The organism is Streptomyces sp. NPDC060064, from assembly GCF_042736455.1.
GTDB lineage: Bacteria > Actinomycetota > Actinomycetes > Streptomycetales > Streptomycetaceae > Streptomyces.
Window position 1 is genome coordinate 156,658 of sequence record NZ_JBHWWF010000004.1, and the last position, 25,940, is coordinate 182,597.

General features: G+C 68.5%; 29 protein-coding genes and 1 pseudogene. 21 read left to right on the forward strand and 9 right to left on the reverse strand.

Annotated elements, in window-relative coordinates:
• Positions 1-34: 34 nt before the first annotated feature.
• From recR to ACFWDI_RS07190, 6 genes are all read left to right on the forward strand, one after another.
• A complete protein-coding gene (gene recR, locus ACFWDI_RS07165; protein WP_385301800.1) occupies positions 35-634 on the forward strand; it encodes a recombination mediator RecR in 600 nt (199 codons plus the stop codon).
• Entirely contained in the window at positions 627-1,286 is a 660-nt protein-coding gene (locus ACFWDI_RS07170; protein ID WP_385301802.1) for a DUF5063 domain-containing protein, read from the forward strand. The genes recR and ACFWDI_RS07170 overlap by 8 nt, the downstream gene beginning before the upstream one ends.
• A 294-nt stretch (positions 1,287-1,580) precedes the next feature.
• Complete coding sequence (locus ACFWDI_RS07175) at positions 1,581-2,852, forward strand: aspartate kinase (protein WP_327325084.1); 1,272 nt, start codon at positions 1,581-1,583, stop codon at positions 2,850-2,852.
• A complete protein-coding gene (locus ACFWDI_RS07180; RefSeq protein ID WP_385301803.1) occupies positions 2,849-3,916 on the forward strand; it encodes an aspartate-semialdehyde dehydrogenase in 1,068 nt (355 codons plus the stop codon). Before ACFWDI_RS07175 ends, ACFWDI_RS07180 begins: the two co-directional genes overlap by 4 nt.
• Positions 3,917-4,313: 397 nt before the next feature.
• The gene (locus ACFWDI_RS07185) at positions 4,314-4,904 is read left to right on the forward strand and encodes a SigE family RNA polymerase sigma factor (protein WP_385301956.1); all 591 of its coding nucleotides are present in this window, start codon (positions 4,314-4,316) and stop codon (positions 4,902-4,904) included.
• Positions 4,905-5,047: 143 nt separating this feature from the next.
• Positions 5,048-6,031, forward strand: coding sequence for a hypothetical protein (locus ACFWDI_RS07190; protein WP_385301804.1), 984 nt, complete (start codon positions 5,048-5,050; stop codon positions 6,029-6,031).
• A 174-nt stretch (positions 6,032-6,205) separates the two neighbouring features.
• Here the strand turns inward: ACFWDI_RS07190 and ACFWDI_RS07195 are convergent, their stop codons facing one another.
• From ACFWDI_RS07195 to ACFWDI_RS07205, 3 genes are all read right to left on the reverse strand, one after another.
• Positions 6,206-6,967 (reverse strand): SURF1 family protein, encoded by a 762-nt coding sequence (locus tag ACFWDI_RS07195; protein WP_385301805.1) that lies wholly within the window; start codon positions 6,965-6,967, stop codon positions 6,206-6,208.
• Between the two features lie 146 nt (positions 6,968-7,113).
• On the reverse strand, positions 7,114-8,928 hold the full coding sequence (locus ACFWDI_RS07200; protein ID WP_385301958.1) for a prolyl oligopeptidase family serine peptidase: 1,815 nt from the start codon (positions 8,926-8,928) through the stop codon (positions 7,114-7,116).
• 507 nt (positions 8,929-9,435) lie between these two features.
• A complete protein-coding gene (locus ACFWDI_RS07205) occupies positions 9,436-10,167 on the reverse strand; it encodes a 4'-phosphopantetheinyl transferase family protein (RefSeq protein ID WP_385301806.1) in 732 nt (243 codons plus the stop codon).
• A gap of 127 nt (positions 10,168-10,294) precedes the next feature.
• On the opposite strand from ACFWDI_RS07205, the gene ACFWDI_RS07210 reads away from it, so the two are divergent.
• Positions 10,295-10,951: a TetR/AcrR family transcriptional regulator gene (locus tag ACFWDI_RS07210; RefSeq protein ID WP_385301807.1), complete on the forward strand. Its 657-nt coding sequence runs from the start codon at positions 10,295-10,297 to the stop codon at positions 10,949-10,951.
• 100 nt (positions 10,952-11,051) lie between these two features.
• Here the strand turns inward: ACFWDI_RS07210 and ACFWDI_RS07215 are convergent, their stop codons facing one another.
• Together ACFWDI_RS07215 and ACFWDI_RS07220 are read right to left on the reverse strand one after the other, a co-directional pair.
• The gene (locus ACFWDI_RS07215; RefSeq protein WP_385301808.1) at positions 11,052-11,627 is read right to left on the reverse strand and encodes a TerD family protein; all 576 of its coding nucleotides are present in this window, start codon (positions 11,625-11,627) and stop codon (positions 11,052-11,054) included.
• Between the two features lie 168 nt (positions 11,628-11,795).
• Positions 11,796-12,257 carry a potassium channel family protein gene (locus tag ACFWDI_RS07220; protein WP_385301809.1) on the reverse strand — a complete coding sequence of 154 codons (462 nt, stop codon included), beginning with the start codon at positions 12,255-12,257 and terminating at the stop codon, positions 11,796-11,798.
• A 389-nt stretch (positions 12,258-12,646) separates the two neighbouring features.
• On the opposite strand from ACFWDI_RS07220, the gene ACFWDI_RS07225 reads away from it, so the two are divergent.
• On the forward strand, positions 12,647-13,099 hold the full coding sequence (locus ACFWDI_RS07225) for a hypothetical protein (RefSeq protein WP_385301959.1): 453 nt from the start codon (positions 12,647-12,649) through the stop codon (positions 13,097-13,099).
• A 147-nt stretch (positions 13,100-13,246) separates the two neighbouring features.
• Complete coding sequence (locus tag ACFWDI_RS07230) at positions 13,247-13,783, forward strand: flavoprotein (protein WP_385301810.1); 537 nt, start codon at positions 13,247-13,249, stop codon at positions 13,781-13,783.
• Positions 13,784-13,843: 60 nt separating this feature from the next.
• Here ACFWDI_RS07230 and ACFWDI_RS07235 read toward each other — a convergent pair whose 3' ends face one another.
• Positions 13,844-14,071 (reverse strand): hypothetical protein, encoded by a 228-nt coding sequence (locus tag ACFWDI_RS07235; RefSeq protein WP_385301811.1) that lies wholly within the window; start codon positions 14,069-14,071, stop codon positions 13,844-13,846.
• A gap of 155 nt (positions 14,072-14,226) precedes the next feature.
• Here ACFWDI_RS07235 and ACFWDI_RS07240 point away from each other — a divergent pair, with 155 nt between their 5' ends.
• The 6 genes from ACFWDI_RS07240 (at position 14,227) to ACFWDI_RS07265 (ending at position 18,149) form a co-directional block, all read left to right on the forward strand.
• Positions 14,227-14,670: a CBS domain-containing protein gene (locus ACFWDI_RS07240; RefSeq protein WP_385301813.1), complete on the forward strand. Its 444-nt coding sequence runs from the start codon at positions 14,227-14,229 to the stop codon at positions 14,668-14,670.
• A 145-nt stretch (positions 14,671-14,815) separates the two neighbouring features.
• On the forward strand, positions 14,816-14,890 hold the full coding sequence (locus tag ACFWDI_RS07245; protein WP_100661309.1) for a 50S ribosomal protein bL37: 75 nt from the start codon (positions 14,816-14,818) through the stop codon (positions 14,888-14,890).
• Between the two features lie 789 nt (positions 14,891-15,679).
• Positions 15,680-15,931, forward strand: coding sequence for a hypothetical protein (locus ACFWDI_RS07250; protein WP_327325094.1), 252 nt, complete (start codon positions 15,680-15,682; stop codon positions 15,929-15,931).
• Between the two features lie 11 nt (positions 15,932-15,942).
• The gene (locus ACFWDI_RS07255; protein ID WP_385301814.1) at positions 15,943-17,148 is read left to right on the forward strand and encodes an SPFH domain-containing protein; all 1,206 of its coding nucleotides are present in this window, start codon (positions 15,943-15,945) and stop codon (positions 17,146-17,148) included.
• Between the two features lie 296 nt (positions 17,149-17,444).
• Positions 17,445-17,933, forward strand: coding sequence for a VOC family protein (locus ACFWDI_RS07260; RefSeq protein ID WP_385301816.1), 489 nt, complete (start codon positions 17,445-17,447; stop codon positions 17,931-17,933).
• A 27-nt stretch (positions 17,934-17,960) separates the two neighbouring features.
• The gene (locus tag ACFWDI_RS07265; protein WP_385301818.1) at positions 17,961-18,149 is read left to right on the forward strand and encodes a bleomycin resistance protein; all 189 of its coding nucleotides are present in this window, start codon (positions 17,961-17,963) and stop codon (positions 18,147-18,149) included.
• A 131-nt stretch (positions 18,150-18,280) separates the two neighbouring features.
• Here ACFWDI_RS07265 and ACFWDI_RS07270 read toward each other — a convergent pair whose 3' ends face one another.
• Positions 18,281-18,889, reverse strand: coding sequence for a hypothetical protein (locus tag ACFWDI_RS07270; RefSeq protein WP_385301819.1), 609 nt, complete (start codon positions 18,887-18,889; stop codon positions 18,281-18,283).
• Positions 18,890-19,159: 270 nt separating this feature from the next.
• Here ACFWDI_RS07270 and ACFWDI_RS07275 point away from each other — a divergent pair, with 270 nt between their 5' ends.
• Positions 19,160-19,879 (forward strand): DUF899 family protein, encoded by a 720-nt coding sequence (locus ACFWDI_RS07275; protein ID WP_385301820.1) that lies wholly within the window; start codon positions 19,160-19,162, stop codon positions 19,877-19,879.
• A 28-nt stretch (positions 19,880-19,907) separates the two neighbouring features.
• Here the strand turns inward: ACFWDI_RS07275 and ACFWDI_RS07280 are convergent, their stop codons facing one another.
• Entirely contained in the window at positions 19,908-20,453 is a 546-nt protein-coding gene (locus ACFWDI_RS07280; protein ID WP_385301822.1) for a hypothetical protein, read from the reverse strand.
• A 307-nt stretch (positions 20,454-20,760) separates the two neighbouring features.
• Between ACFWDI_RS07280 and ACFWDI_RS07285 the strand changes: the two genes are divergently transcribed.
• The 5 genes and pseudogenes from ACFWDI_RS07285 to ACFWDI_RS07305 all read left to right on the forward strand — a co-directional run.
• On the forward strand, positions 20,761-21,993 hold the full coding sequence (locus tag ACFWDI_RS07285; RefSeq protein WP_385301823.1) for an amidohydrolase family protein: 1,233 nt from the start codon (positions 20,761-20,763) through the stop codon (positions 21,991-21,993).
• 151 nt (positions 21,994-22,144) lie between these two features.
• Positions 22,145-23,065 (forward strand): FkbM family methyltransferase, encoded by a 921-nt coding sequence (locus tag ACFWDI_RS07290; RefSeq protein ID WP_385301824.1) that lies wholly within the window; start codon positions 22,145-22,147, stop codon positions 23,063-23,065.
• Between the two features lie 143 nt (positions 23,066-23,208).
• Positions 23,209-24,120 carry an alpha/beta fold hydrolase gene (locus ACFWDI_RS07295; RefSeq protein ID WP_385301825.1) on the forward strand — a complete coding sequence of 304 codons (912 nt, stop codon included), beginning with the start codon at positions 23,209-23,211 and terminating at the stop codon, positions 24,118-24,120.
• A 40-nt stretch (positions 24,121-24,160) separates the two neighbouring features.
• On the forward strand, positions 24,161-24,898 hold the full coding sequence (locus ACFWDI_RS07300; protein WP_385301826.1) for a MerR family transcriptional regulator: 738 nt from the start codon (positions 24,161-24,163) through the stop codon (positions 24,896-24,898).
• A 102-nt stretch (positions 24,899-25,000) separates the two neighbouring features.
• Positions 25,001-25,128, forward strand: a pseudogene (locus ACFWDI_RS07305) (FkbM family methyltransferase); the annotation flags it as partial.
• Between the two features lie 47 nt (positions 25,129-25,175).
• Here ACFWDI_RS07305 and ACFWDI_RS07310 read toward each other — a convergent pair.
• Complete coding sequence (locus ACFWDI_RS07310) at positions 25,176-25,940, reverse strand: glycosyltransferase family 2 protein (protein ID WP_385301827.1); 765 nt, start codon at positions 25,938-25,940, stop codon at positions 25,176-25,178.

Below are 25,940 nucleotides of genomic sequence, written 5' to 3' on the forward strand. Positions count from 1 at the left end.
GTAAGCGTCAAAGCATTCCAGGAGAGGCGTTCCGTTGTACGAAGGCGTGGTTCAGGACCTCATCGACGAACTGGGCAGGCTGCCCGGCGTCGGTCCCAAGAGCGCGCAGCGGATCGCCTTCCACATCCTGCAGGCCGAGCCGACCGATGTCCGCCGCCTCGCGCACGCACTCCTCGAGGTGAAGGACAAGGTCCGCTTCTGCGCGGTGTGCGGCAATATCGCGCAGCAGGAGCAGTGCAACATCTGCCGGGACCCGCGCCGTGACCAGTCGGTCATCTGCGTCGTGGAGGAGCCGAAGGATGTCGTCGCGATCGAGCGGACGCGCGAGTTCCGGGGCCGCTACCACGTGCTCGGCGGGGCCATCAGCCCCATCGAGGGCGTGGGCCCCGACGACCTGCGGATCCGCGAGCTGCTCGCCCGTCTCGCCGACGGAACGATCACCGAGCTGATCCTGGCCACGGACCCCAACCTGGAGGGCGAGGCCACCGCCACCTACCTGGCACGCATGGTCAAGCCGATGGGACTCAGGGTCACGAGGCTGGCCAGCGGTCTCCCTGTGGGGGGAGACTTGGAATACGCCGACGAGGTCACGCTCGGGCGTGCCTTCGAGGGGAGACGACTACTCGATGTCTGACGTCATGCTGCACGCCACTAGCCAGGACCCGGACTCTTTCGCGGTCCAGATCGCCGACTCGATCGAATCCTTCATCGTCGCGACCACGGAAGTCGCGAAGGGCGACGAGCCCGACAGTGCGGTGCCGTTCATGCTGCTGGAGATCTCGCAACTGCTGCTGACGGGCGGCCGGCTGGGTGCGCACGAGGACATCGTCCCGGACGAGCGGTACGAACCGGACACCGGCCCGGACCTGGACGTCGACGACCTGCGCGAACGGTTCGCGGTGCTGCTGGACCCGGTGGACATCTTCTCCGAGGTCTTCGACCCGTACGAGCCGCGCAAGGCCCCGGTCGCCTGCCGGATCTCCGACAACCTCGCGGACGTCGTCACCGACCTGCGTCACGGCCTGGCCCACTACAAGGCGGGCCGCGTCAGCGAGGCGCTGTGGTGGTGGCAGTTCTCGTACTTCTCCAACTGGGGCCCGACCGCATCCGCGACGCTGCGCGCCCTGCAGTCGCTGGTCGCCCATGTCCGCCTCGACCAGCCGCTGGATGAGCTGGACGGCCTGGACACGGACGAGGACCTGGCCGAGGAGGTGCTGGCCGAGGAGGCCGGCAAGGTCATGGCGGAGGAGCTCGCGGGCCCGCTGGGCATGCGCACGGCCACCTGAGGGCCGCCCGGATGCCAAAACGCTTGCAAGGGAACGGAGTTGGGTCGCCGCCGGTGTGACAGCGCCGCAGTCGGATCTGTAGTCGGCATGTGACCCGCCCCACACTCCGCGTACTGCGCCTGACCCCGGGCAGGAGTCGTTCCGAGCGGCCGTGATCTCCTCCCCGTGATCACTGAGTGAGCGGGACATCTCACGATGTGACATCAGCGGGGCGGAGAGCGGCCGCTCGTTAGACTGAGCCGACCGCAGTGACTGCAGCAACGACTGCAGTAATGAACCGAGCGAGGAGCGCACGTGGGCCTTGTCGTGCAGAAGTACGGAGGTTCCTCCGTTGCCGATGCCGAAGGCATCAAGCGCGTCGCCAAGCGAATCGTCGATGCCAAGAAGAACGGCCACCAGGTGGTCGTCGTGGTATCCGCGATGGGCGACACGACGGACGAGCTGATCGATCTCGCCGAGCAGGTATCCCCGATCCCTGCCGGGCGCGAATTCGACATGCTGCTGACCGCAGGAGAGCGGATCTCCATGGCCCTGCTGGCCATGGCGATCAAAAACCTGGGCCACGAGGCCCAGTCGTTCACCGGCAGCCAGGCAGGCGTCATCACCGACTCGGTCCACAACAAAGCGCGCATCATCGATGTGACGCCGGGCCGGATCCGTACGGCGCTCGACGAGGGCAATATCGCCATCGTCGCCGGCTTCCAGGGTGTGTCCCAGGACAAGAAGGACATCACCACCCTCGGCCGGGGCGGCTCCGACACCACCGCCGTCGCCCTCGCCGCCGCGCTGGACGCGGAGGTCTGTGAGATCTACACCGACGTCGACGGCGTCTTCACCGCCGACCCGCGGGTCGTGAAGAAGGCGCGGAAGATCGACTGGATCGCCTTCGAGGACATGCTGGAGCTCGCCGCCTCCGGCTCGAAGGTGCTGCTGCACCGCTGCGTCGAGTACGCACGCCGATACAACATCCCGATCCACGTCCGCTCGTCCTTCTCCGGGCTGCGCGGCACCTGGGTCAGCAACGAGCCGCAAGGGGACCAGCAGGTGGAGCACGCCATCATCTCCGGAGTCGCCCACGACGTCTCCGAGGCCAAGATCACGGTCGTCGGAGTGCCGGACAAGCCGGGCGAGGCCGCGGCCATCTTCCGCACGATCGCGGACGCCGAGATCAACATCGACATGGTCGTACAGAACGTCTCGGCGGCCGCCACCGCGCTGACCGACATCTCCTTCACCCTCCCCAAGACCGAGGGCCGCAAGGCCATCGACGCCCTGGAGAAGGCGAAGGCCGGGATCGGCTTCGAATCGCTGCGTTACGACGACCAGATCGGCAAGATCTCGCTCGTCGGCGCCGGTATGAAGACCAACCCCGGCGTCACCGCCTCCTTCTTCGAGGCGCTGTCCGACGCGGGCGTGAACATCGAGCTGATCTCCACCTCGGAGATCCGTATCTCGGTGGTCACCCGCGCCGACGACGTCAACGAGGCCGTGCGCGCCGTGCACACCGCCTTCGGTCTCGACAGTGACTCCGACGAGGCGGTCGTCTACGGAGGCACCGGGCGATGACCCGTAAGCCGACGCTCGCGGTCCTTGGAGCGACCGGAGCCGTCGGCGTGGTGATGCTCCAGATCCTGTCGCAGCACGCCGACATCTGGGGCGATATACGACTCCTCGCCTCGCCGCGCTCGGCCGGCCGCAAGCTGGCCGTGCGCGGCGAGGAGACCGAGGTCGTCGCGCTGAGCGAAGAAGCCCTCGACGGCGTCGACGTCGCGCTCTTCCTCGTGCCGGCCGAAGTGTCCGAGCGGTGGGCGCCCATCGCCGCTGCCAAGGGCGCGGTGGTCGTGGACAATTCGGCCGCCTTCCGGATGGATCCGGATGTGCCGCTGGTGGTCCCCGAGGTCAATCCGCATGCCGTACGGGTCCGGCCGCGCGGCATTGTCGCGAGCCCGCACGACACCACGCTCGCCATGCTTCCTGCGGTGGGCGCGCTGCACGCGGAGTTCGGGCTGCGCGAACTGGTTGTCTCCTCGTACCAGGCCGTCAGCGGCGCGGGACGGGACGCTGTCGGTGCGCTGCGGTCGCAGCTGTCGATGGTTGCCGGTACGGAGCTGGGCGTCGGGCCCGGCGACGTACGCCGTGCTGTGGGCGACGAGCTCGGCCCCTTCGCGGCGCCGCTCGCGCTCAATGTGGTGCCCTGGTCCGGCGCGCTCGAGGACGGCGGCTGGTCCTCGGAGGAGCTGGGGCTGCGGGCCGAGACGCGCAAGATCCTGGGTCTGCCGGGGCTGCGGGTGGCGGCGACGTTCGTACGCGTACCGGTCATCACCACGCACTCCCTCGCGGTGCACGCGCGCTTCGAGAACGAGGTCACGGTGGAGCGGGCGCACGAGATCCTGGCGACCTCGCCCGGTGTGGTGCTCTACGACGATCCGGCGGCGGGCGACTTTCCCACGCCGGCGGATGTGGTGGGAACGGATCCGACCTGGGTCGGTCGGGTGCGGCGGGCGCCGGACGACGTCTGCGCGCTGGAACTGTTCGTCTGCGGCGACAACCTCCGTAAGGGGGCGGCGCTGAACTCCGCGCAGATCGCGGAAGCGGTCGCCGCCGAAATCGGGCCGCGGCTCGGAGCTTGACCCGACTCCGGTTCCGGCTCCTCCTTATGGGGGCGGTGGAACCGGAGGCCTTTGTAAGATCTGTGTACATCCTGTGAGCAAGTCGAAGGTCTGTACCACTTGAACTGGGGTGCAAGGATGTTCGACGATTCGCTTCCCCCCTTTCTGCAACCGGCAGTTGGGCGGGAAGCGTCTTTGCGGTTGCCCCTTCACGGTGCCGCAAAAAATGGGGCATTGGGGAAGAGCGGGTACGCATGAGCGCATTTGGATCACCGTCAAAAACGGTGGCGTACGCGTACAACCCTGACGGGGGGAAGCGTGTCCAACAGGCGTGGCAGAGGTTCTCGACATCACCAGGGTGGTCCCGGTCCGCGGCGCTGCAGTGCGTCCGCTCCGCAGACGCCGCCCGTCCGGCGGCATGCCGGTGATTGCTCCCATGCCCGCACCCCGCACCAACCGCATACCTTCCCAGCGCGAGGGCGCTGAAGGAACCATGGCTGAAGACACCATGGCTGCGGGCACCACTGTCGATCACCTCACCGAGACCTACCGCGCCCACTACCGGTCGCTGCTCGGTCTCGCGGCCCTCCTGCTGGACGACACGGCCTCCTGCGAGGACGTCGTCCAGGAGGCCTTCATACGCGTCCACTCGGCGCGCAACCGGGTGCGGGACCCGGAGAAGACTCTGGCGTATCTGCGCCAGACCGTGGTCAATCTCTCCCGCTCCGCGCTGCGCCGCCGGATCCTTGGGCTGAAGCTGCTCTCCAAGCCGATGCCGGACATGGCGAGCGCCGAGGAGGGGGCCTACGACCAGCTGGAGCGGGACGCGCTGATCAAGGCGATGCGCAAACTGCAACGGCGCCAGCGCGAAGTGCTGGTGCTGCGATACTTCGGCGATATGACCGAGGCTCAGGTTGCCGAAACGCTGGGCATATCGCTCGGCTCGGTGAAGGCGTACGGCTCGCGGGGCATCGCGGCGCTGCGCGTCGCCATGGAGGCCACGGCATGAGCGGGCACAAGCACAGGTTTGAGCAGTACGGGCCGGACGGGCCGTTTGACGACCGGACTGGAAACGGAATTGTGAACAACGGGCCGGAAAATGAGCAGGGCGGCCTCGGTCAAGGACCCGCTGAGGGTTTTGGCGGGGACGAAATGGCCCTGCGCCGGATGCTGCAGGGCGCGGTACAGGACCTCGAGCCCTCCGACGGCGCCCTCGACCATCTGCGAAGGGCGGTTCCCGCGCGGCGCGCCCGCAAGAGGCAGGCGCTCGTCGGCATGGCGGCCGCGGCGCTGCTGATCGGCACCGCCGTCCCCGCCTTCGTCCATGTGGCGAACTCGAGCGACAGCGACGGCGCCCGCTCCGTCAACGCCGGACACGGCGAACAGGCGCAGGGCGGCACCGGGTCCGAGCCGGGTGACGGGGGCGGCGAGAACGGAACGGACAATCCTTCCGCCGGCGGCCAGGGCACCGAGCAGAACGAAGGCGGTGCCAGCCAGACGCCGGGGGCGAAGCCCGGCAACGGCACCTCGAACGGCATGGTCGGCGGTAGCGCCAACCCGTCGGGCACCGTGGCCGCGACCTCGCCGCCCTGCGACGCGAACCAGCTCGGCGTCAGTGCGACCCAGGCGGCCAAGCCCGACGCCGATGGCAAGGTGTACGGCACCTTCCACATTGCCAACGTCTCCAAGACCGACTGTGCGGTCAGCGGCGCCGGCACGGTCGGCTTCCAGGCGATGGGTGCCGCGGACCCCGCCAAGATCACGGTGGTCGGGCACACGACGGGAGACCCGGCGAGCGGACTGCCCGACCCCTCGCAGGAGGCCGGAGCGCTGCTGCTGAAGCCGGACACGGCGTACGAGGTGAAGTTCGCCTGGGTGCCGAAGGACAGCTGCCCGACCTCCGGCGCCTCGCCCGACCCCACGCCCTCGACGGGCTCTTCGGGCGCGAGCAGCAGCGGCACGGGCACGACGTCGGAGAACACCCAGCCCCAGCTCGTCACCGAGGACGGCGGGACCTCGGACGGCAGCGTCGCGGTGACCCACGTCCCGGAGCCGGGCGCGCCGAGCGCGGAGACGACGATCTCCAACGCATGCGCGGGCACGATCTACCGCACGGGTGTCCTGAACGCGCAGTAGCAGCGACCGTCGCGCAACCGGGCTCCGCCCCGGACCCCGCGCCTCAATCGCCGGCGAGGCTCCTGTTGGGGCTCCGCCCCAAGCCCCGCTCCTCAAACGCCGGAGGGGCTGTTGTTCAGGGCGTACGGGGGCTCCGCCGCGGTGGCCGGCCGCAGCCGCATCGTCCGGCTCGGTCTACACCGGCTCCGGGCCCGGGGCCAGGCCCAGCGCGCTGTCACGGGCGGCCTCCGCCTCGCGCCGCAGCAGCCGGAACCACATGAAGACCACAAAGCCGGCGAAGACGAACCACTCGCCGGTGTAGCCGAGGTTCTGGAACGACTTGAGGTCGAGCCCACTGCCCTCCGGCGCGGCCGCGGGCACGGCTTTCAGCCCGGCGTCCGCCTTGGCGAGCGTGACCCATGCGTCGTACACATGGTCCGGCACCAGGTTCACCAGCGAGGCCGCGCTGATCATGCCGAGCTGACCGCTCGGCAGCCCGCCCGCGGCGTGCACCCCGTCGGAGCCCGAGGTCTCGGAGGCCTGCAGCGCGCCGGTCACGGTGACCTGGCCGGCCGGTGCCGCGGGGATCCGCCCGCCCTCGGCCAACCAGCCGCGGACCACGGGCAGCATCCGGCCGCCGTCGGTCTTCAGCATCGTCAGCACATACGAGCCGCGCTTGCCGTCCAACTCCCGCTCCGGCACGAGGAACTGTTTCCCGTACCGCCCGGTGGCCGTCGCCTGCCGCCCCGACGTCTCCTGGTCGACGGGCAGCAGCTCGTCGACGGGCGCGGCCTTCTGCTCACCGGGGCCGGGCTTCTGCTGGGCCTCCCGGTGCGTGTGGACGCGGTCCTCGAACTTGCCGAGCTGCCAGGAGCCCATGAAGACGCAGAAGGGGATCGCCAGCACGACGAAGAGATTGATCCCCCACCAGCGGGGCGTCAGCAGGAACCGGTACACCCCTCCACGGTACGGAACGGGCCCGCGATCTCTCGGCCCACCCCCCTGTCCCGGCTCCCGCTCCCGGCTGCGCCGCCCTGCCCGTTGCGGCAGGTACGGCTCCCTGTCCCCCTTCCCGGATAGGGCCCCTTCCCGATTACGGATCCCTATCCCAGGCTCGCCGTCTGCCCCAGATGCCCGCCGGCGAAGGCGATCTCCAGCCGCACCTGCTTGATCCGCTCCTCCACCACCAGCGAGCCGTGCCCCGCGTCGTACCGGTAGACCTCGTGCACCGCGCCGCGGGCCGCCAGACGGTCCACATAGTTCTCGACCTGGCGGATCGGGCAGCGCGGGTCGTTGACGCCCGCCGAGATGTACACGGGAGCCTTGACGGCGTCGACGTACGTCAGCGGGGACGAGGCCTCGAACCGCTCCGGGACCTCCTCCGGCGTCCCGCCGAGCAGTGTGCGGTCCATCGCCTTCAGGGCCTCCATCTCGTCGTGGTACGCCGTGACGTAGTCCGCGACCGGCACCGCCGCCAGCCCCAGCGTCCACGCCTCAGGCTGGGTGCCGAGGCCGAGCAGGGTCAGATACCCGCCCCACGAGCCGCCCGCCAGGACCAGCTTCGCGGGGTCCGCGAGCCCCGACTTCACCGCCCACTCCCGTACCGCCGCGATGTCCTCCAGCTCGATCAGCCCGACCCGGTGCTTGAGGGCGTCCGTCCACTCCCTGCCGTACCCCGTCGAACCCCGGTAGTTGATCCGCACGACCGCGTACCCATGGTCGATCCAGGCTGCCGGGCCCGCCGCGAAGGCGTCGCTGTCGTGCCAGGTCGGGCCGCCGTGGATCTCGAAGACGGTCGGCAGCGGTCCTGTCGCGCCCGCCGGCTTCTGCACCAGCGCATGGATACGGCCCCCGGGTCCCTCCACCCAGGCGTCCTCCACCGGCACCGACTCCGGCGCCTTCATCCCCGGCGGATCGAGCACGACCCCGCCCGCCGTCGAGCGCACCTGCGGCGGCAGTGCGGCGGACGACCACAGATACTCCACCTGTCCGTCCGGCCGGGCCGTCGCACCCGAGACCGAACCGGTCGGCGTCTCGATGCGCACCAGCTCGCGCGCCGCCAGGTCGTACCGGAACAGCTCCCCGCGCGCCTCGAAGCTGTGCGCGACGAGCAGCCCGGAGCCGTCCGGATACCACTCGGCGTTCACATCGCCCGGCAGGTCGATCGCGAGATCGGTCTCGGTGCCCGACGCGACGTCCCAGATCATCGGCTCCCAGCGGCCGCGCCGCTGATGCCCGATGAGCAGCCGGGTGTCCCCGTCCACCGGAGCGAAACCGAGGACCTCGAGACCCAGTTCTTCCGTGCCCCCCTTTGTGTCGTCCAGCTCGGCGACCGAGATGCCTCCCCCGCAGCCTTCGGCGTGGGAGGTGCCCCCGATGCGCACCACCCGCAGCGCCGAGTGCATCGCGTCCCCGTGCTCGGTGTGCTCGATCGCGATCAGCGTCCCGTCGTGCGAAAGATCGCCGACCCCGGCCGACTCCCGGTGCCGGTAGATCTCGACCGGCTCCGCACCCGGCCGTACGACATGGATCGTGGTGCCGTCCTCGTCGGTCGACCGGCCGACCACCGAGGTGCCGTCCCGGCCGATCGCCAGCCCCGCCGGGTACGAAGGCTCGAGTCCGGGTGCCGCGGGCTCGTCGTCGCCGCCGCCGAAGGGCTGCCGCATCCAGACCCCGAACTCGTCCCCGTCGGTGTCCGAGAACCACCAGATCGACTCGCCGTCGGGCGACAGCACACCGTCTGTCGTGCCGTTCGGCCGGTCCGTCGCCTGCCGCTGCTCGCCGGTCGACCGGTCCCAGGCGTACAGCTCATATGTCCCCGTGGCGTTCGACACGAAGAGCGAGCGGTCCGGCGCGTCCTCCGCCCAGTCGGGCAGCGAGACGCGCGGAGCCCGGAAGCGCTTCTCCCAGTCGGGCATCGGCGGCAGGTCCGGCGTGCCGGGCAGCTCTGGCGTGCCGGGCAGGTCCGGCGTCGAGTCGGTGATCTCAGTCATGACCCCATTCTGCGCCGGACCCCCGACAATCCGTTCGCGTCGTCCGCAGCCTGTGGATAACTTCGAGGGCATGGATGAGCGCGTGGTCGAACGCTACTGAGGCCGCTGGGCGTTCGGCAGCCGGACGACGGCGATGCCGCCGCCCAGTGTCCAGGGCCGGGACAATGGACGGCATGAACCTGCAGAGCTCCGACTGGGTCACCGTTGCGGCCTACGAAAACCTGCCCGGCCGCCCGAACCCGACCGCCGCAGTACGCGCTTGACTACGTGATCGCGGCATCGACTGGATGCCCTTCGCGGAGAGCGACATCTACTGGAACCACGCCTGCGGTCCAGGCCCCGACGGCCGTTGGCGCGGATGGTACGACGTTCGCATCCGGGCCGACGCCCTGCGCCCGCTGGGGCTGCATCCCGACCAGCTCACGGCGAAGGTCAGCGGGCCGTCTCCGCCTCGTTGGTGGCATGCGGCGGCCGAGCGCCGGGCGCGGTGAGGTGTACGGCGATCGCGGCGGCGAACCCGGGATCCGTGGGCAGGTCGGCGAGCAACCAGTCGGCGCTCCCTGCCGGTTGGGCGCCGGCTCCCACATAGGTGAGGGAGAGATCCTCGTTCAGACCGACTCCGGTTGCCTTCAGCAGGGCTTCCTTCCGGGTCCAGCAGCCGGCGAAGGCGGCAGGGCGGTGCTCGGGGGGGAGCGCTGCCAGTTCCGTACGCTCCCTCGGGTGCAGCTGGGTCGCGACTTCGGCGACCGTTTCCGGGGCGGGGACGCCCTCGACGTCGACCCCGACGGGCACTGTGGCCAGGGCGATCATCACCAGGCCGTCGGTGTGCGAGAGCGAGAAGTGCACCGGGTTGCCGGGAACGACGGGTCGGCCGTGCGGTCCGCCGCAGTGGGTGCACGGTTCGCGCGAGAGCGTGATCGCTTCCGGGGCCTGGCCGAGCCGTTCGCCGAGCAGCCGGCGCAGGGTCACATGCGCGACCGTGTACGCGTCACGGTCCACGGCTCGCCGGAAGGCAGCGCGGCGCGCGGACTCGTCGGCGTCGAGGAGGTGCAGGTGGGCGGCGGTGTCGTCGGCATGGGCCGAGACCCGGCCGGACCACACCAGCTCCACGCCCGGCAGCGTCGGCGCCGGGCGGCCGGGACCGGCGGATACGTCGATCGGCATGTTGAATTGCATCTCCCTCGCCACGTCTGCCTCCGGTTTTACCTGCCCTGCCCGGACATTCTCTAACGGATCCATGGTTCCTTTAACTTGAGTGTGAGCAGGCGGCGGCCATGGAAGCGGCCATGGAATGGAGTCCGTTGTGCCAACCAAGGGCGCATCCGCGGATGCGGCAGACCCGGGCACCGTCCGGCCCGGCGGACGGACCGCCCGCGTCCGGGCATCTGTGCTGCGGGCAGCGGGCGACGCCCTGGTCGAGCACGGTTTCCACAGCCTCGACCTCGCTGATGTGGCCCGCCGCGCGGAGGTGGGCAAGACGACCGTCTACCGCCGCTGGGGCACGACCACCGGTCTGATCGCCGATCTGCTGGCGGACATGGCCGACATCGCCGACATGGCCGAACAGTCCGTGCCGCGTACGGGCTCCGGCTCTCTCACCGAGGACCTCAGGTCCAACGCCCGCCTCGTCGCAGCCACCCTGACCGACCCCCGCCAGGGCCTCCTCTTCAAGGCCGTGATCGCCGCTGCCACCTGCGACGAACGCACCGCACGGGCGCTGCACCGCTTCTATGCGAACCGGATCAAGGAATGGGCGCCGTGTGTCGAGGGAGCCGTCGCCCGCGGTGAGCTGCCCGCGGGCACCGACGCCCGGGAAGTGATCCGGGCTGTCTCCGCCCCGCTCTACTATCGCGTCCTGGCCGGCGGCGACCCGCTCGACGAGGCGGCCGCAGACCGTGCGGCCACGGCTGCCGAGTCCGCGGCGCGGGCGGGCGCGTACATCGGATGACGGGCGACGAAGCGACGAAGCGACGACGGCGACGAAGGTGGCAAGGGCGGCAAGGGCCTGACCCTCGGCGAGGTCAGGCCCTTGAACAGGCTTACGCGGCTCAGATGTTGACGCCGAAGTCCTGCGCGATGCCGCGCAGCCCTGAGGCGTAACCCTGGCCGACAGCACGGAACTTCCACTCCGCGGCATTGCGGTACAGCTCGCCGAAGACCATCGCGGTCTCGGTCGAGGCGTCCTCGCTCAGGTCGTAACGCGCGAGCTCGGCGCCGCCGGCCTGGTTGACGACGCGGATGAACGCGTTGCGCACCTGCCCGAAGGACTGCTGACGGCTCTCGCCCTCGTGGATCGAGACCGGGAACACGATCTTGTCGACCTCGGCAGGCACGCCCGCCAGGTTCACCTTGATCTGCTCGTCGTCGCCCTCGCCCTCGCCCGTGAGGTTGTCACCGGTGTGCTCGACGGAGCCTTCCGGGCTCTTGAGGTTGTTGAAGAACACGAAGTGCTGGTCGGACACGACCTTGCCGTTCGTATCCACCAGCAGGGCGCTGGCGTCGAGGTCGAAGTCGGTCCCGGTGGTGCTGCGTACATCCCAGCCCAGGCCCACGACGACCGCGGTCAGGCCCGGGGCCTCCTTGCTGAGCGAGACATTGCCGCCCTTGGAAAGGCTGACACCCATGGAAATCCCCTGCGCAATCCGGCGCGGGCCGCGCCTCTTGACGATTCCTTTGCCCACGGGGGCAACGAGCGGTCACCGCCCCTGGTTCCCCTGACATCCAAATGGCCGTCACCATGCTTCGCTGCTCTCGCGCTCTCCACCGACCCCGGGGGTCGTCGCGGCGGCTCGTCACGGCGGCTCGCTGTGCCCCAGCCGATCGCCGACCCGGCTGCGCAGCCGACGCGTCACCGCGGTCGCGGCGGCGGTCAGGAAGACGAAGCTGTAGAGGATCTGGATCATGGTCACCAGGCGGGCGGTCTGGCTCTGCGGCACTACGTCCCCGTAGCCGACGGTCGCCAGCGTGACCACGGTGAAGTACAGGGCGTCGAGCCTCGTCCGCAGCCCGACGAACGCGCCCGCATGCCGGGCGAGGGCGTAGTACGTGGCCGAGAAGACCAGTACCGACAGGAACATCAGCAGCAGAATGACGACAACGGGGTGGGTGTCCGGCCTGTCGAGGAGTACGTCCCTGATCTGAAGCAGCAGCAGGCACCCGATGGCGGTGAGCACCACGATGAAGACGGTCCAGCTGAGTTCCGGCGTGCGTGGTCCGAAGCCGCTGAGGGGTAGCACGAAGTAGGCCACGGTCATGGCGACTACAAGACAGAGGGATGTGACCCAGAGCCGTAGCGGCGCAGCATTTGTTGTGCGGTGCACCACGTGAGCCTCCCGCCCAGGGCCGCGTCCGGTGCCGCGTCCCGTCGAAGCCGCTGTCGCCCCCCACGATCGTCCGCCCCGGCGATCCGTCGCCACCCGGCAGCGGCCGAACGGTGCAGTCATGGCGCAGGGCAGTGCGGACGAACGTCACGGCCCGACGGACACCGCCTCCACAAGTGCGCGCCCTCGTCACTCGAACGGGTGTACCCGTATGGCGGTGGTGTGTGTACCGGCCGACGCTCGAAGCCGGTACGCGACCGGCGTGCGGGACGAGAAAAGGAGCACCCATGAGCCAGGACCAGCCGGTGGGATCGCCGATGAACATGGAACCCCCGATGGACAGGGGAACACCGATGTACAAGGGGCCGCCGCCCGGGGAACCGAACAGCGGCTGGGTGACCGGCGGCATCGTATTCGCCGCCGTACTGATGCTGTGCGGCGGTGTCCTCGCCGCGCTCCAGGGCATAGCCGCGATCGCCGAGGACGATGTGTACGGCCGGCTCGGCAACTACGTGTACGGCATGAGCCTCACCGGCTGGGGCTGGATCCACCTGATCCTCGGCATCTGTGTCGCCATCACCGGCGCAGGGCTGTTCAAGGCCGCCACATGGGCACGGTTCACCGGTATCGTCCTGGCATCGATCAGCCTTGTCGCCCAGTTTCTGTTCCTGCCCTACGCGCCGGTCTGGTCGGTGATCATGATCGCGATCGACCTGTTCATCATCTGGACGCTGGCGGTGTACCACAGCACCGAACCAAGGCCGGCTTCCGTCTGAAGGAAACGAGAGGAAACGAAAACAGTCGGAGGGAAACCGGACTCAGCGCTGCTTCCGCACCACGGCTCGACCGTAGGCAGCCACGAGCCGTCCCCCCGCCGTAGGCTGCCGGACTCCACCAACTCAGTTGCCTACGGGAGTCCTTGAGTGAGCGAGCAGCCGAAGAAGCCGTTCCTGTACGTCATCGTCTGCGCGGCCGGGATAGCCGGCGATGTCGGCAAGCTGATCACCGCCGCGCAGGAGCAGCACTGGGACGTCGGCGTCATCGCAACCCCGCAGGGCCTCGGTTTCATCGACGCCGAGGCCGTGGCGGAACAGACAGGCAACCCGATCCGCTCTGCCTGGCGCGGCCCCGGCGACCCTCGCCCGTTCCCTGCGGCGGACGCCATCGCGGTGGCCCCGGCCACCTTCAACACCATCAACAAGTGGGCCGCGGGCATTGCCGACACACTCGCCCTGGCCACGCTGTGCGAGGCCTACGGTGCCGGCATCCCCACCGCCGTGCTGCCGAGCGTGAACGCGGACCTGGCCGCTCATCCCGCGTACCGGCAGAGCCTGGTCCGGTTGCGTGAGATGGGCGTGGTGATCAGTGCGTACGAACCTGACGAGCCCAAGGCGGGCGGCTCCGGCTGCTTCCGTTGGGAGGAGGCCCTGGATCTGCTCACGCCGAAGGTGTCCGCCTGAGGGCGACCGGACAGGGCGAACGTCATCGGACAGGGCGAACGTCATCGGACAGGACGAACGTCACGGCATGATCTCCAGCGGGTAGTACTCGTGCGGCCGGTCACCGATCCACTCCACCCACGTCGGATCGTCGAGGAGCTCCTCCGTATCGGGCAGCCCTGCCAGGCGCAGGAACTCCAGCACGTCCCGGTCGGAGTCTGCGAGGCCCATGATCTGCTGTCGCACCGTGACCCGCCGCCCGCCCGACGCGGCGATCCGGTGCACGACGATCGGCGGATGTCGGGGCATACATCCAGGCTGCGACGAACAGCGGCCCTCAGCACGCCGAGATCGATGCCGGGCCGGTGGAGGAGTGCTGACCCGGCGGTCACGCAGAGCGGGCGGGATGGGGCCGACCGTGTGACCGTGGAAGGAGGACCAACGTACTGAAGGCAGAGGGAATTATGGCCAGCAACAAGCAGCTCACGGCCCGCGACATCATGTCCAGCGGGGTGCAATGCGTCGGTGCGCACCAGTCGCTGTTCGAGGCGGCGAAGATGATGCGCGACTTGAACGTCGGATGCCTTCCCATCTGCGGTGATGACAACAGACTCACGGGCCTGATCACCGACCGGGACATCGTCGTGAAGTGCTGTGCCGAAGGAGTCGACCCCGCAGCTGTGCAGGCGGGATCCCTGGCCGGGACCCTGCACTGGATCGATGCCGGGGCGGGCGCCACCGAGGCGCTGGAAATCATGGAGACGCACCAGATCAAGCGTCTGCCGGTGATCGATGTCGGGAAGGGCCACAGCCTGGTCGGAATGATCACGGAGGCCAACCTCGCCAAGAATCTGGACGACGAACAGATCGCGGAGTTCGCGGCCCGCGTATACGCGGGCACGAGCTAGCCGACCCACCCGCTCGGCAGGGCCCCGTGAGCCGCGGGCGGAGCCGGTATGCGCGTTGTGGGCGTGTCATCGCTGATGCGGACACCATGGGCCGAATCTAGACTGGCGAAGGCATCTGAAGTCCTGAATTAGGGAGATATGCACCATGGCCAAGCGAGGCAACAAGCGACGCGCCCGTAAGAAGAAGAAGGCCAACCACGGCAAGCGTCCCAACGCCTGACCCGACCGTGCACACGGCCGACAGTCCGGTCTCTTCGCGGCCCCCAGCCCGATTGAGGTCGAGGAAGACCCGCTCGCCCCGCTGACCCGACATTGACCGTGGCCCGGCAGGTCCCGTCTCGACGGCTACCTGCCGTGGGCCCGGCAGGTCCCGTCTCGACGGCTACCTGTTGGGTCGGTCGGTCCCGTGCGCCCGGCGTACTTCGTACACCCGCGCGACCGTCAGACCGGTCGGACCCGCACGCACCCGCCCGCCCCGCGCGCCCGTCGGGCCAGTCGCGCCGGTCGCGCCCTTCGGGCCAGTCGCGCCGGTCGCGCCCTTCGGGCTCGTCGCTCCCCTCTTGCGGTTGTCCTTGCCGCCGCGTTGCGACCCGTCCTTGCGTGCAGCGCTTCCGCCGCCCGTGCTGCTCGACACGCAGGACCAGCGCGAGCAAGGAGATCGTGCTGCCGGCCATCCACTTGTCTCGGCGCGGCAGCGGCCCCGGCACGGACCGTGTCCGGTTGTGCGGAATCGGGAGCCAAGTACTCGGCGAGGTGCTTGAGTTGGCGGGCCATGACCTCGGCGCCGTGGTGCGGGTCGATCAGGATGCATGCGTGCGGGAGCTCGGCAGCGAGCCGGGGGGAGTGTCGATCCTGCGGGGGTAACCGGCCTGCTCCGCTGCTGTACAGGCTGCAGAGCGGCCTGGATGTTCAACTGCGCCGGTTCCATAGAGGGCCCCGAGGATAGGCCGCTGATTCCGGCGGGTCTAAGGTCGAAATCGAGAACCAGAACGATGGAGGGCGGTCGGTAGTGCCACAGGACGAGGCCGTGATCGGCTGCTCCGGAGAGCTGATCATCGGCACCCGTGGATCCGCCGGTCCCGGCGAGATCCTGGTGCGGGTCAGAGGCGGATCCGAGACCTTCCTCGCCTGGTCCGAAGAGCCCCTGCCGAGGGGCGCGACCGTGCTCGTGATCGGATCCCGCGGCACTCGCCAAGTGGACGTCATCGAGTGGGCCGATCCGTTGGATGCGTTGGGCGGCAGCGCCGTCGGCGCTGGTTAAGGAGACGAAGCATGTTCGGTTACCGGGTTCCCGCTCCCGACGAGGCCATGTTGATCTCGGGCGGCAGGCGCGGGCTGGGTGGCGCGCCGTTCCGTGTGGTGACGGGCCATGGCAAGTTCGTGCTCCCGATCTTCCGCAAGACCCGCTTCCTCACGCTGTCGATGTGCGAGGCCGAGGTCACCGAGACCTGTGTCACCAGGCAGGGCATCGCACTTCACGTCCGCGCCGTCATCGCTTTCAAGGTCGGCAACGACACCGAGAGCATCATCAACGCCGGCCAGCGATTCCTCTCCGACCAGGACCAGATGTCGGTGCTGACCGGCCGGATCTTCGCAGGTCACCTGCGCTCCATCATCGGCTCGATGACCGTCGAGGAGATCGTCACCGAGCGGCAGAAGCTCGCCGCCGAGGTCTTGGACACCTCGAAGACCGAGATGGCCAAGATCGGGCTGATCGTGGACTCGCTGCAGATCCAGTCGATCGACGACGGCGATGTCGGCTACATCGACGCGATGTCGGCCCCGCACAAGGCAGCGATCCAGCGGCAGGCCCAGATCGCACAGGCTCAGGCCACCCAGGCGTCGGTCGAGGCGGAGCAGGTGGCCGCGCGGAACCAGGCCGAATACGCGCGGCAGACCGCGGTGGTGAAGGCGGAGTACTCGGCGGAGGTGGACCGCGCACAGGCCCAGGCGGCGCAGGCCGGGCCGCTGGCGCAGGCGCACGCGCAGCAGGAGGTGCTCGCCGCGCAGACCGAGCTGGCCCAGCGCGCGGCCCAGCTCCGCCAGCAGCAGCTGGTGGCCGAGATCGTGAAGCCGGCGGAGGCCGAGGCCGAACGGATCAGGGTGCTGGCCGTGGCCGAGGCGGAGCGGATGAAGATCCAGGCCGCGGCCGCCGCCTCGTACGACCGGGTGGCGCTGGACCGGATGCTGATCGATCAGCTCCCGCAGATCGTGAAGGAGGCCGCGGGCGGCCTCGCCGGAGCCAATGTCAATGTGCTCAACGGCGCCGACGGCCTCGGCGAGATCGCGGCGGGTCTTGTCGGCCAGGGGCTGACGATCCTGGACTCGGTCAGGCAGAACCTGAGCGGTTCCGATCACCGACCCGACAAGGGCAACGGTCCGCTCGGCCTTCCGGGGCACCTGACCGGCCCTGAGAAGGGCATGGACACAAAGGACGGCCCGCGCAAGCCGACCGACGGGCCGGTTGTCATCGACTAGCGCCTTGGTGGCGGACGGCGAGCAGTAGCGCGATCGGGGAGTGGGTTTTCATGATCCACTCCCCGTTGGTCGCTCGCCCGGCGCTCCAGGAAACGAATCGCGCCGTGCGGCTCGGTTCCCGCCCGACCGACCTTCACGCCAGGGAGGACGGGCTCGCCGCGCCAGCTTTTGTCCAGTAGGCGACGATTGTGGTATTAGCCGGTCCACGGATGACCCAGAGTCGGCGCTCGGGTTCCCGCCGCTGGCGGCTTATCAGGGGTCATGACCGAACCGGGCATTCGTCACGGGAGGTCGATGTGAGCACCCTGCATGCACATCAGGACGGCGCAACGGACGTCGTCAAGGATCCGACCATCAATATGAGCCTCGAGGTCATCGTCATCCCGGTGGCTGACGTCGACCGTGCCCTGCGCTTCTACAGGAGCCTGGGGTGGCGGCTCGACGCGGACTACGAAGCCGGCCCGGAGTTCCGGATCGTGCAGGTGACGCCACCGGGGTCCGTGGGCTCGGTCATCTTCGGCCGTGGGGTCACCCCCGTGGCACCGGGCTCCGCCCAGGGTCTCTACCTCGTGGTCTTCGACATCGACCGAGCCCGCGCTGACCTGGTCGGCAGGGGCGTTGATGTGAGCGAGGTCTTCCACAATGTCTACGACAACGGCGTCCAGGAGTCGGTGGACGGCCCCGATCCAGAGCGTCGCAGCTACGCCTCGTACGCCTCGTTCAGTGACCCGGACGGCAATGGGTGGTTGCTGCAAGAGGTCCAGGTGCGACTGCCCGGACGGTGACTCCGGTACGACGGAGGAGGTTTCGCCATGAACGTCACCGCGTTGTCAGAACTCTTGCATGAGACCGAGGAGCACCACGGTTCGTACGAGGCGACGGCCCCGGAGCACAACTGGTGGGAATGGTACGCCGCATACATGGTCGCCCGTGAGAACGGCCGGACTCCCGACGAGGCGGTCGGCGACGCCGCGCGCCACATGGAACCGCTGCTGCGATGAAGGGCGACTGCATCGTCGTCGCGGGCGCACCCCGATTCACGGACCGAAGCACATGCAGGAGACAGGGTTGATGGGAACTACCGGGTGGTGGTACTGAGCACGTCACTCGTCCGTGAAAGAGGATGACAGCGTCACAGGTGCATCATCGACAACAGCTCAGGGCTCCTCATACCGGACGACACCTGGGGTTGGTGGTGGCCCGGCTTCATCCATCCCGCCGCTTCCGCGGCGGCGACGGCGTCTGCCTCAGCTGCGTCCGCCGTGGCGTTCAATGCCCCGTTCGTTCCCATGCCTTCCTTCCCTGCGGCGTCTGCGGCGGCCTGGGATGCCTTGAGGGCAGCGCGATTGGCGGCAACAGAGAGATCGCCGGCGCCGTCGTGGAGCTGACCCATCTGGGCGGCAAGAGCGCCGGCGGCAGCGGCGTTCCTTGCACAGCGGGCGTCTGCCGCAGGGTCAGGGGCACTCTCTGAGAGCGTGGCGACGGCTTGAGCGGACAGGCGGGCGGCATGGGCGGCCTTCCAGACGACCTCCCTGCCCGCTGCTTCGTCTTCGTGCTTCTCGTCGGGGCTGCGTTGCTCGATGTAGTGGCTGATGGCCGCGGCGCGAGCTGCGGCACTCCGCGTGCGTGCAGCGTGGCTCTTCCTGAGGGCCTCCTCAGGGGTGGCCTCTGTCGCCTCCTGGGCGTGGGTGGCGCGGGCTTCTGAGGGGCCCACATGCTCATCGTCGTTGCGTGCGCTCATTGCCATCTCCTTGCCTGCCGGGGCGATGGTGCGACCCGATCGAGTACCCGTCGATGGCCAGGGACATTGCGCCGCGGGCCGGGAGCGACAAGCAACGGGCCTCCGGCAGGGTGGCACGTCGGGCGCCAACAGACCAGAGCTGTTCCGCTGGAATGAGGGGTGCGTGTCCGGTGGATCTTGGTTGATCCATAGGTGTGCACTGACCAGGTCCTTGTCGTTTCGGTGCCTGGCGAGTCCTCTGCCCGGGCATACGATCGTGAGCCAGAGCAGATGGTGACCACCAGACAGCCGCTGGGCCGCCGGGGGGTAGCGATGCGTCAAACCAATCTCACTGGGGAGTCGGCCCCGTACGTCAGCGCCCGTGAGGAGCTGCGGCAAGCCGAGATCGAGCTGATGCGCCATCGTGAACGCGTCGCCGACCTGCGTCGCCGGTTGCCGCTGGGCCCTGTCGTCGACGACTACGTGTTCGAAGAGGGCCCCGCTGATCTGCAGGCTGGTGACGCGCCGGCGCAGACCGTGCGCCTGGGTGAACTGTTCACTCGGCCCGGGCGTGACCTGGTCGTCTACCACCTCATGTATGGCAAGAAGCAGACCGAGCCGTGCCCCATGTGCACGATGTGGCTCGATGGGTTCAACGGAGTAGCCCACCACGTCGCGCAGAACGTCGACTTCGCGATCGTCGCCGCGGCCGACCTGCCCTCGCTCCGCGCGCACGCCCGAAACCGGAAGTGGACGAATCTGCGTCTGCTCGGCGCCGGGTCCAGTACCTTCAAATACGACCTGGGCAGCGAGGACGCCGAGGGCAACCAGGACTCGACGGTGTCGGTGTTCACCCGCGACGACAACGTCGGTACGCCACGTCTACTCGGTGCACCCCCGGATGTCCGACGACATCGACCAGCGAGGCATCGACCTGCTCAGCCCGGTATGGCACATCCTCGACCTCACCCGCCAAGGCCGGGACAACTGGTTCCCCGCACTCGGCTATGAGGCCGGGCCGCTCAACAACTGAACCGGCTCAGGTGGATGTGCCCTCGTCGCGACGGGCGGACGGCAGGAGGAGGTCACGCTCCGGATGCTGTTCTCCCGTCACCCTGCCGTCGACTCCAAGGTCCGATCGAGCCGCTTCATGGAAGTCGTTGATCCCCCGGAACGCCGCGCGGTTCCGGTCGCGCCACTCGTCCAGGGTGCCGTCGATCTTGCCGTTCGCCTGCCAGTCGACTTTGAGCGCTATGGCGTTGAGTTCGTGCGCCGCCTCCACGACGTCATCGCCGCCGAGCAGCATGATCCGCTCGAAGGCCCGTCCGCGTAGCCGACCTGCATCCGACATTTCGGCGAGCATTTCGCGCTCGCTCTTGTCGCTCTCCCGAAGGCCTTCCTTGTGCTCGTAGAGCTGCACCGCCAGGAAGATGCACGACCGCACACTGTCGACGTACCCCTCGTATGCTTCGAGCTTCTTGCTGTCCCAGCGCGTCACCAGTTCGTGCTTCTTGCGCTGCCGCTCCATCGCGTAGTTCGTCAGATGCGTGGACATCGCGCCCAGCAACACAGCGGCTATCGTCACGAGTTGCTCGCCGGTCCCCAACCCATCCCCCCGGTGTGACTCACTCCTGAAAATGACTCGGCGATCTTACGGTTGCGGATGGTCCGAGGGCGAGGGAGAGGCTGAGCCGCCGGAGACCGCCGTTTGCATCCTGCTCCCCCTGACCCACCTTGAACTGACGGAACGTCAGTTCAGCGGACGTTGCTCAATCTCGCAAAGGGCGGAGTTCTCGGCCCCTCCTTGTCGTCGAGGGGGTGAGCCCATAACCTCGACCTGATGGACCGTCAGATACGAGCCGGGTGAACCGGCGGGCAGTTGGGGGTACAGCGTGGTTGGCATTGCAAGCGGCACCAGGGAACTCCCCAAAGTCATCAGCGTGGACGATCACGTGATTGAGCCCGCGCATCTCTTCGAGACCTGGCTTCCGACGAAGTATCGCGACAGGGGGCCGAAGCCCTTCACCGCCGGAATCGGCGATCTCGAGTACATCGGCGGGAAGTACCGGTTCACCACCGACCCGGAGGGTCAGATCACCGACTGGTGGGAGTACGAGGGCCTGATCTTCCCGTACAAGCGCATCATCGCGGCCGTCGGCTTCTCCCGCGATGAGATGACGCTTGACGGCATCACGCGGGAGCAGATGCGGCGCGGGTGCTGGGACCCGAAGGCCCGGTTGGAGGACATGGACCTCAACCATGTGGAGGCCTCGCTGTGCTTCCCGACGTTCCCGCGCTTCTGCGGGCAGACCTTCGCCGAGGCCAAGGACAAGGAAGTCGGGCTCGCCTGTGTTCGGGCGTACAACGACTGGATGGTGGAGGAGTGGTGCGGTGACAGCGGCGGCCGGCTGATTCCGCTGTGCCTCATTCCGCTGTGGGACATCGACCTGGCGGTCGCCGAGATCAAACGGAACGCGGCGCGCGGCGTGCGGGCAGTGACCTTCAGCGAGATCCCCACCTATCTGGGGCTGCCGTCGATCCACTCCGGCTATTGGGACCCGTTCTTCGCGGCGTGCGAGGAGACCGGCACGGTCGTGAACATGCACATCGGGTCCAGCTCCCAGATGCCGGCCGCGTCGCCCGACGCGCCGCCCGCCGTGCAGGCCTCGCTCTCCTTCAACAACGCCATGGCCTCGATGATGGACTTCCTCTTCAGCGGGGTGCTGGTGAAGTTCCCGCGGCTGAAGCTGGCGTACAGCGAGGGCCAGATGGGCTGGATCCCCTACGCCCTGGAGCGCGCCGACGACGTGTGGGAGGAGCACCGTGCCTGGGGCGGGGTGCGCGACCTGATCCCCGAGCCCCCGTCGACGTACTACTACCGGCAGATGTTCTGCTGCTTCTTCCGCGACAAGCACGGCATCGATTCGATCGAGACCGTAGGCGTCAACAACGCCACCTTTGAGACCGACTATCCGCACGTCGACTCCACGTGGCCGCACACGAAGCAGGTGGCGGCTGATCACGTGGCCGGTCTCTCCGAGGACGTGACCTACAAGATCCTTCGAGGCAACGCGATTCGCATGCTGGAGCTGCCGTTCGACCAGGACCGGTCAACCACCGCCTGAGAGCTGCACTCGGCCGGAGTCATAGAATCTTTGCTGCCAGCACGGTGAGCCGCCCTCAGCGTCATGGTCCGAGGGCACCCAGCGGAGAGGCGAACGGTCACCAGGCGGAGGTGCAGCCGCGCCTCATCGCGTCGGAACGAGAGGCGATCGCATGACGGACCGCGCTTCGGAACTGCTCGTCACGCTCGCCCGCGGGTACGTAAGGCAGGCTCCCGGCTCGCTGTTCAAGGGAGCGATCGCAGCGCGTTACCTGAATCCCCGCCTGCGCGATCACCCTCGTCAACGGGTGGTCGACGCTGGGTTCGAGGCCAAGTTCGCCGTCGACACCCGGGACCTGATTCAGCGGTACATCTACATGTACGGTGCCTGGGAGCCGCACATGATGCGATGGCTCGCGAGTCGACTTCGGGCCGGAGATGTCCTTGTTGATGTTGGTGCGAACCTTGGCTTTCTGAGCGTCTACGGCTCCCGCCTGGTTGGGGGAACGGGCCGGGTGGTGTCGATCGAAGCGTCCCCTGTCTTCCATCGGCGGGTGCTCCAGCACGCCGAGCTCAACGGGTGCGACAACATCCGGGCGGTCAACGCCGCGGTCTCGGACAGCCTCAAGACGCTCACCTTCGTCCTCGCGAGCTCACGAAACATGGGCGCGAACAGCATCGTGCCGTGGGACGGACCGGCGGAGTCCACCTTCGAGATGGAAGCGCGTCCGCTGCCCCAGCTCCTCCAGCCGGACGAGATTGCACGAGCTCGTGTGATCAAGATCGATGTGGAGGGCGCGGAAGGCGGTGTCGTCCGCGGGCTTGCCCCGATGCTCGACGAGCTCCGTCCCGATGTGGAGATCACTGTGGAGGTGACTCCGGAGCGCATGGAGCAACTGGGCGACTCCGTCGATGAGTTGCTGGAGACGATGCGCAAGCACGGCTTTCACACCTACCGCTTGGCCAACGACTACGCGCCGGAGAGCTACCCGAGTGCCCTACGCCGGCCCAAGCCTCCAGTGCGATGGCGCGGGCCGGTCACAGCCGAAAGCGATCTGATCTTTTCCCGAGTCGACGCCGAGATACTGATGTGACCCGGAGCGGGGACGTTGAAGCCGCAGCTGCCCCGCCCACCTACGAAGGTGATCCGGGCAGCGCGTTGAACAAGTGCGCACGTTCGGGTGCGGCGGCGGAAGGGGTTGACCCTGCCCCTGCGTCAGGGTTGGAGCCTGGCCGCATGACGAACAACAGCACTTCCTCGGCTCGGCTCGCGCCGCCGATCGGAGGGTTCCAGGAGATCGACGGCCGCCGCATTTTCGTGCATCGGTCGGGCAGCGGCGGACCGGCCGTTGTGTTCCTGCCGGGCGCCAGCGCGGTCGGGCTGGACTATTTCGGCGTCCAGCAGGGGGTTTCGCAGTTCACCACCGCTGTGGTGTACGACCGCGGCGGCACGGGCTACAGCGATCCCCTCCCGCTGCCGCGCACCGCCGCCGCGGTCGCGACGGAACTGCGCGAGCTGCTGCGCGCCCAGAACATCGCCGCCCCATACGTTTTGGTGGCGCACTCCCTCGGCGGCTTCTACGCGCATCGGTTCGCGCAGCTGTACCCGCAGGACGTGGCCGGGTTGGTCTGGTTGGACGCCTTCCACCGCGACTGGGACGACTTCATGCCCTCCGCGGCGGGTCTGGCCGCGGTCGAGCGGATGGCACCTGATCGGGAGCAGCTGGAACGGATGCGCCCGGCCCTGCTCGAGATGAGAGCCGAGTTGCTCGCGGACTACCCGGAGCACATACGGCAGGCGCTGATCGATGCCAAGGGGAGTGATGAATGGACCCGCGCCGGCATCGCCGAGCGCACCAAGTTGGCCGAACTCGCCACCGAACTGCGGGCCGGGCCGAACATTCCCGACGTCCCGGTAGTCGCTCTCTCCGTGGTGGGCACCGACCCCGCCCAGCAGGCGCTGACGTCGGAGCGGACATTGCAAGAGATGAATGACGGCAAGACGAGAATGGACGCGGCCCTGGTGAGCGCGGTCTCGCACGGGGAACAACGCATCATCTCCGACACCAGCCACCACCGGCTCTGCTTCGACCGCCCCGATGCCGTGGTCCAGGCGATCCACGACGTCGTCGACCGAGCTCGCCCCTAGACTCGGCACGACCACGTTGCACGAAGACCCGAGGAGGACGGTGCTCACGATCGGCCAGCTCGCGGCAACCGCCGGCGTGACCGTGCGCACCGTTCGCCACTACCACCACGTCGGCCTGTTGCCCGAGCCCGAGCGCGATGCCTCCGGCTACCGCCGCTACAGCGCGCAGGCGGCAGTGGATCTCATCCGGATCAGGACCCTCGCCGATGCCGGGGTGCCACTGGCTCGTATCGACGCGCTGCTGCATGCGCAACCAGCCGAATTCGCCGCGGCCGTCACCGACATCGACGCCGCGTTGCAGCGCAAGATCGACGAGCTCACCGAGTACCGCCGCAGGATCGCCGAACTGGCCGGCGGCGAAAGGCTTGTCCTGCCCCCCGAGGTGGTCGCCATCCTGAACCGGATGCGCAGTCTCGGGGTCAGCGAACGGAGGGTACGACTCGAGCGCGACTCGTGGATCCTGATGCAGGCACTGGACCCGCACGTCATGCCGCAGCGGATTCGGGACAAGAACGCCGGCTTCGACGACCCCGAGACGACGCGCCTGTATCTCGCCTGTGATCAATCAGTCGACTGGGATCCGCACGATCCACGCCTGGACCGGCTCATCGACGACCTGGACGCATGGGAGATCAAACACGAACGAGACAGCAACCGGGCAGGGTACCTGAAGCTGGTCTCCTCCCGGATCTCCGAGGCATCACCGGCATGGCAACGCATCCTCGATGCGCTCGCCCACCGCGCCAAGCAGCGCCGCCCCGTCGGGCACGACAGCTGACAGGCGCAGCTGAACCCGAGAACCGCCCCGGCCGACCGGTCGGACGATCTTCACCGTGGACACAGGCCATCGACCAGCGCGAGCCGCTCGCCCACCTGTGTCAACGACTCGGCCCCGGAGAGCTACCCGGCAGCCCTGCATTCCCCCGAGTACCGGTTCGCCGGCGAGGGCCGGTCTCCGACGAGAGTGACCTGATCTTCTCCCGGGCCGACGCCGAAACGCTTCCCTGACATGACACGGCCCGGCTCTCTCGACCGAGAGAGCCGGGCCGCGAAGCTCATCGGGCATCCGTGACGGGGTAGCGCCACCGGAGGTGCGACAGCGCCCGAGCCCTCGCTTCGACGACTGCCATCCGGGCGTCGCGCTCGGCGGCATCGGTGTGCGCGGCCTGGCCGGTCGCCTGCCCAGGCCACTTGCGGTACAGGAGTCCCACCTCGGGCGAGAACCAACCGCGGCTGGTGGAATTCAGGGCGAGCAGAAGCCCCGTGTCCTCCGAGGCGGGAAGAGCCATCCAGCCGCCGAGCGCGAGAAGCAGTTCGCGGCGAACGAGCAGCGTCGCCGGGTGGACCTGTGCGCGGAAACCATTCGCCTTCCAGAAGTCGAGCACGGCCCCCCGCTCGATCGGTCCAGCTTCGGGGTCCCCGGGAAAGCCCGCCGTGGAGCCGTCGGGCAACAGATCCAGTACGCGCGATGTCGCCCAGCCGATCGCGGAGTCACCTTCGAGCGCGGCCAGGTCGCGGGCCAGCGCACCCGGGGTCAGTTGGTCGTCGGCATCCAGGACCTTGACGTACTCGCCGTCTGCGTGCGCGAGGGCCATGGTCCGGGCGACGCCGGGGCCGCCGGGGCGCCCCTGCTTGAAGGTCACGCGGTCGTCGTCGGGGACGTGGGGAGCGACCGCGTCGCTCTCGCCGTCCTCCTGGATCAACCAATGCCACTCCCATCCGTCGGGGAGCTCCTGCTCGCAGAGAGACTTGTACACGTCCGGCAGGAACGGAGCGGATGGCGGGTGGACAGCAGTGATGATGACGACGCGCCGAAGCAC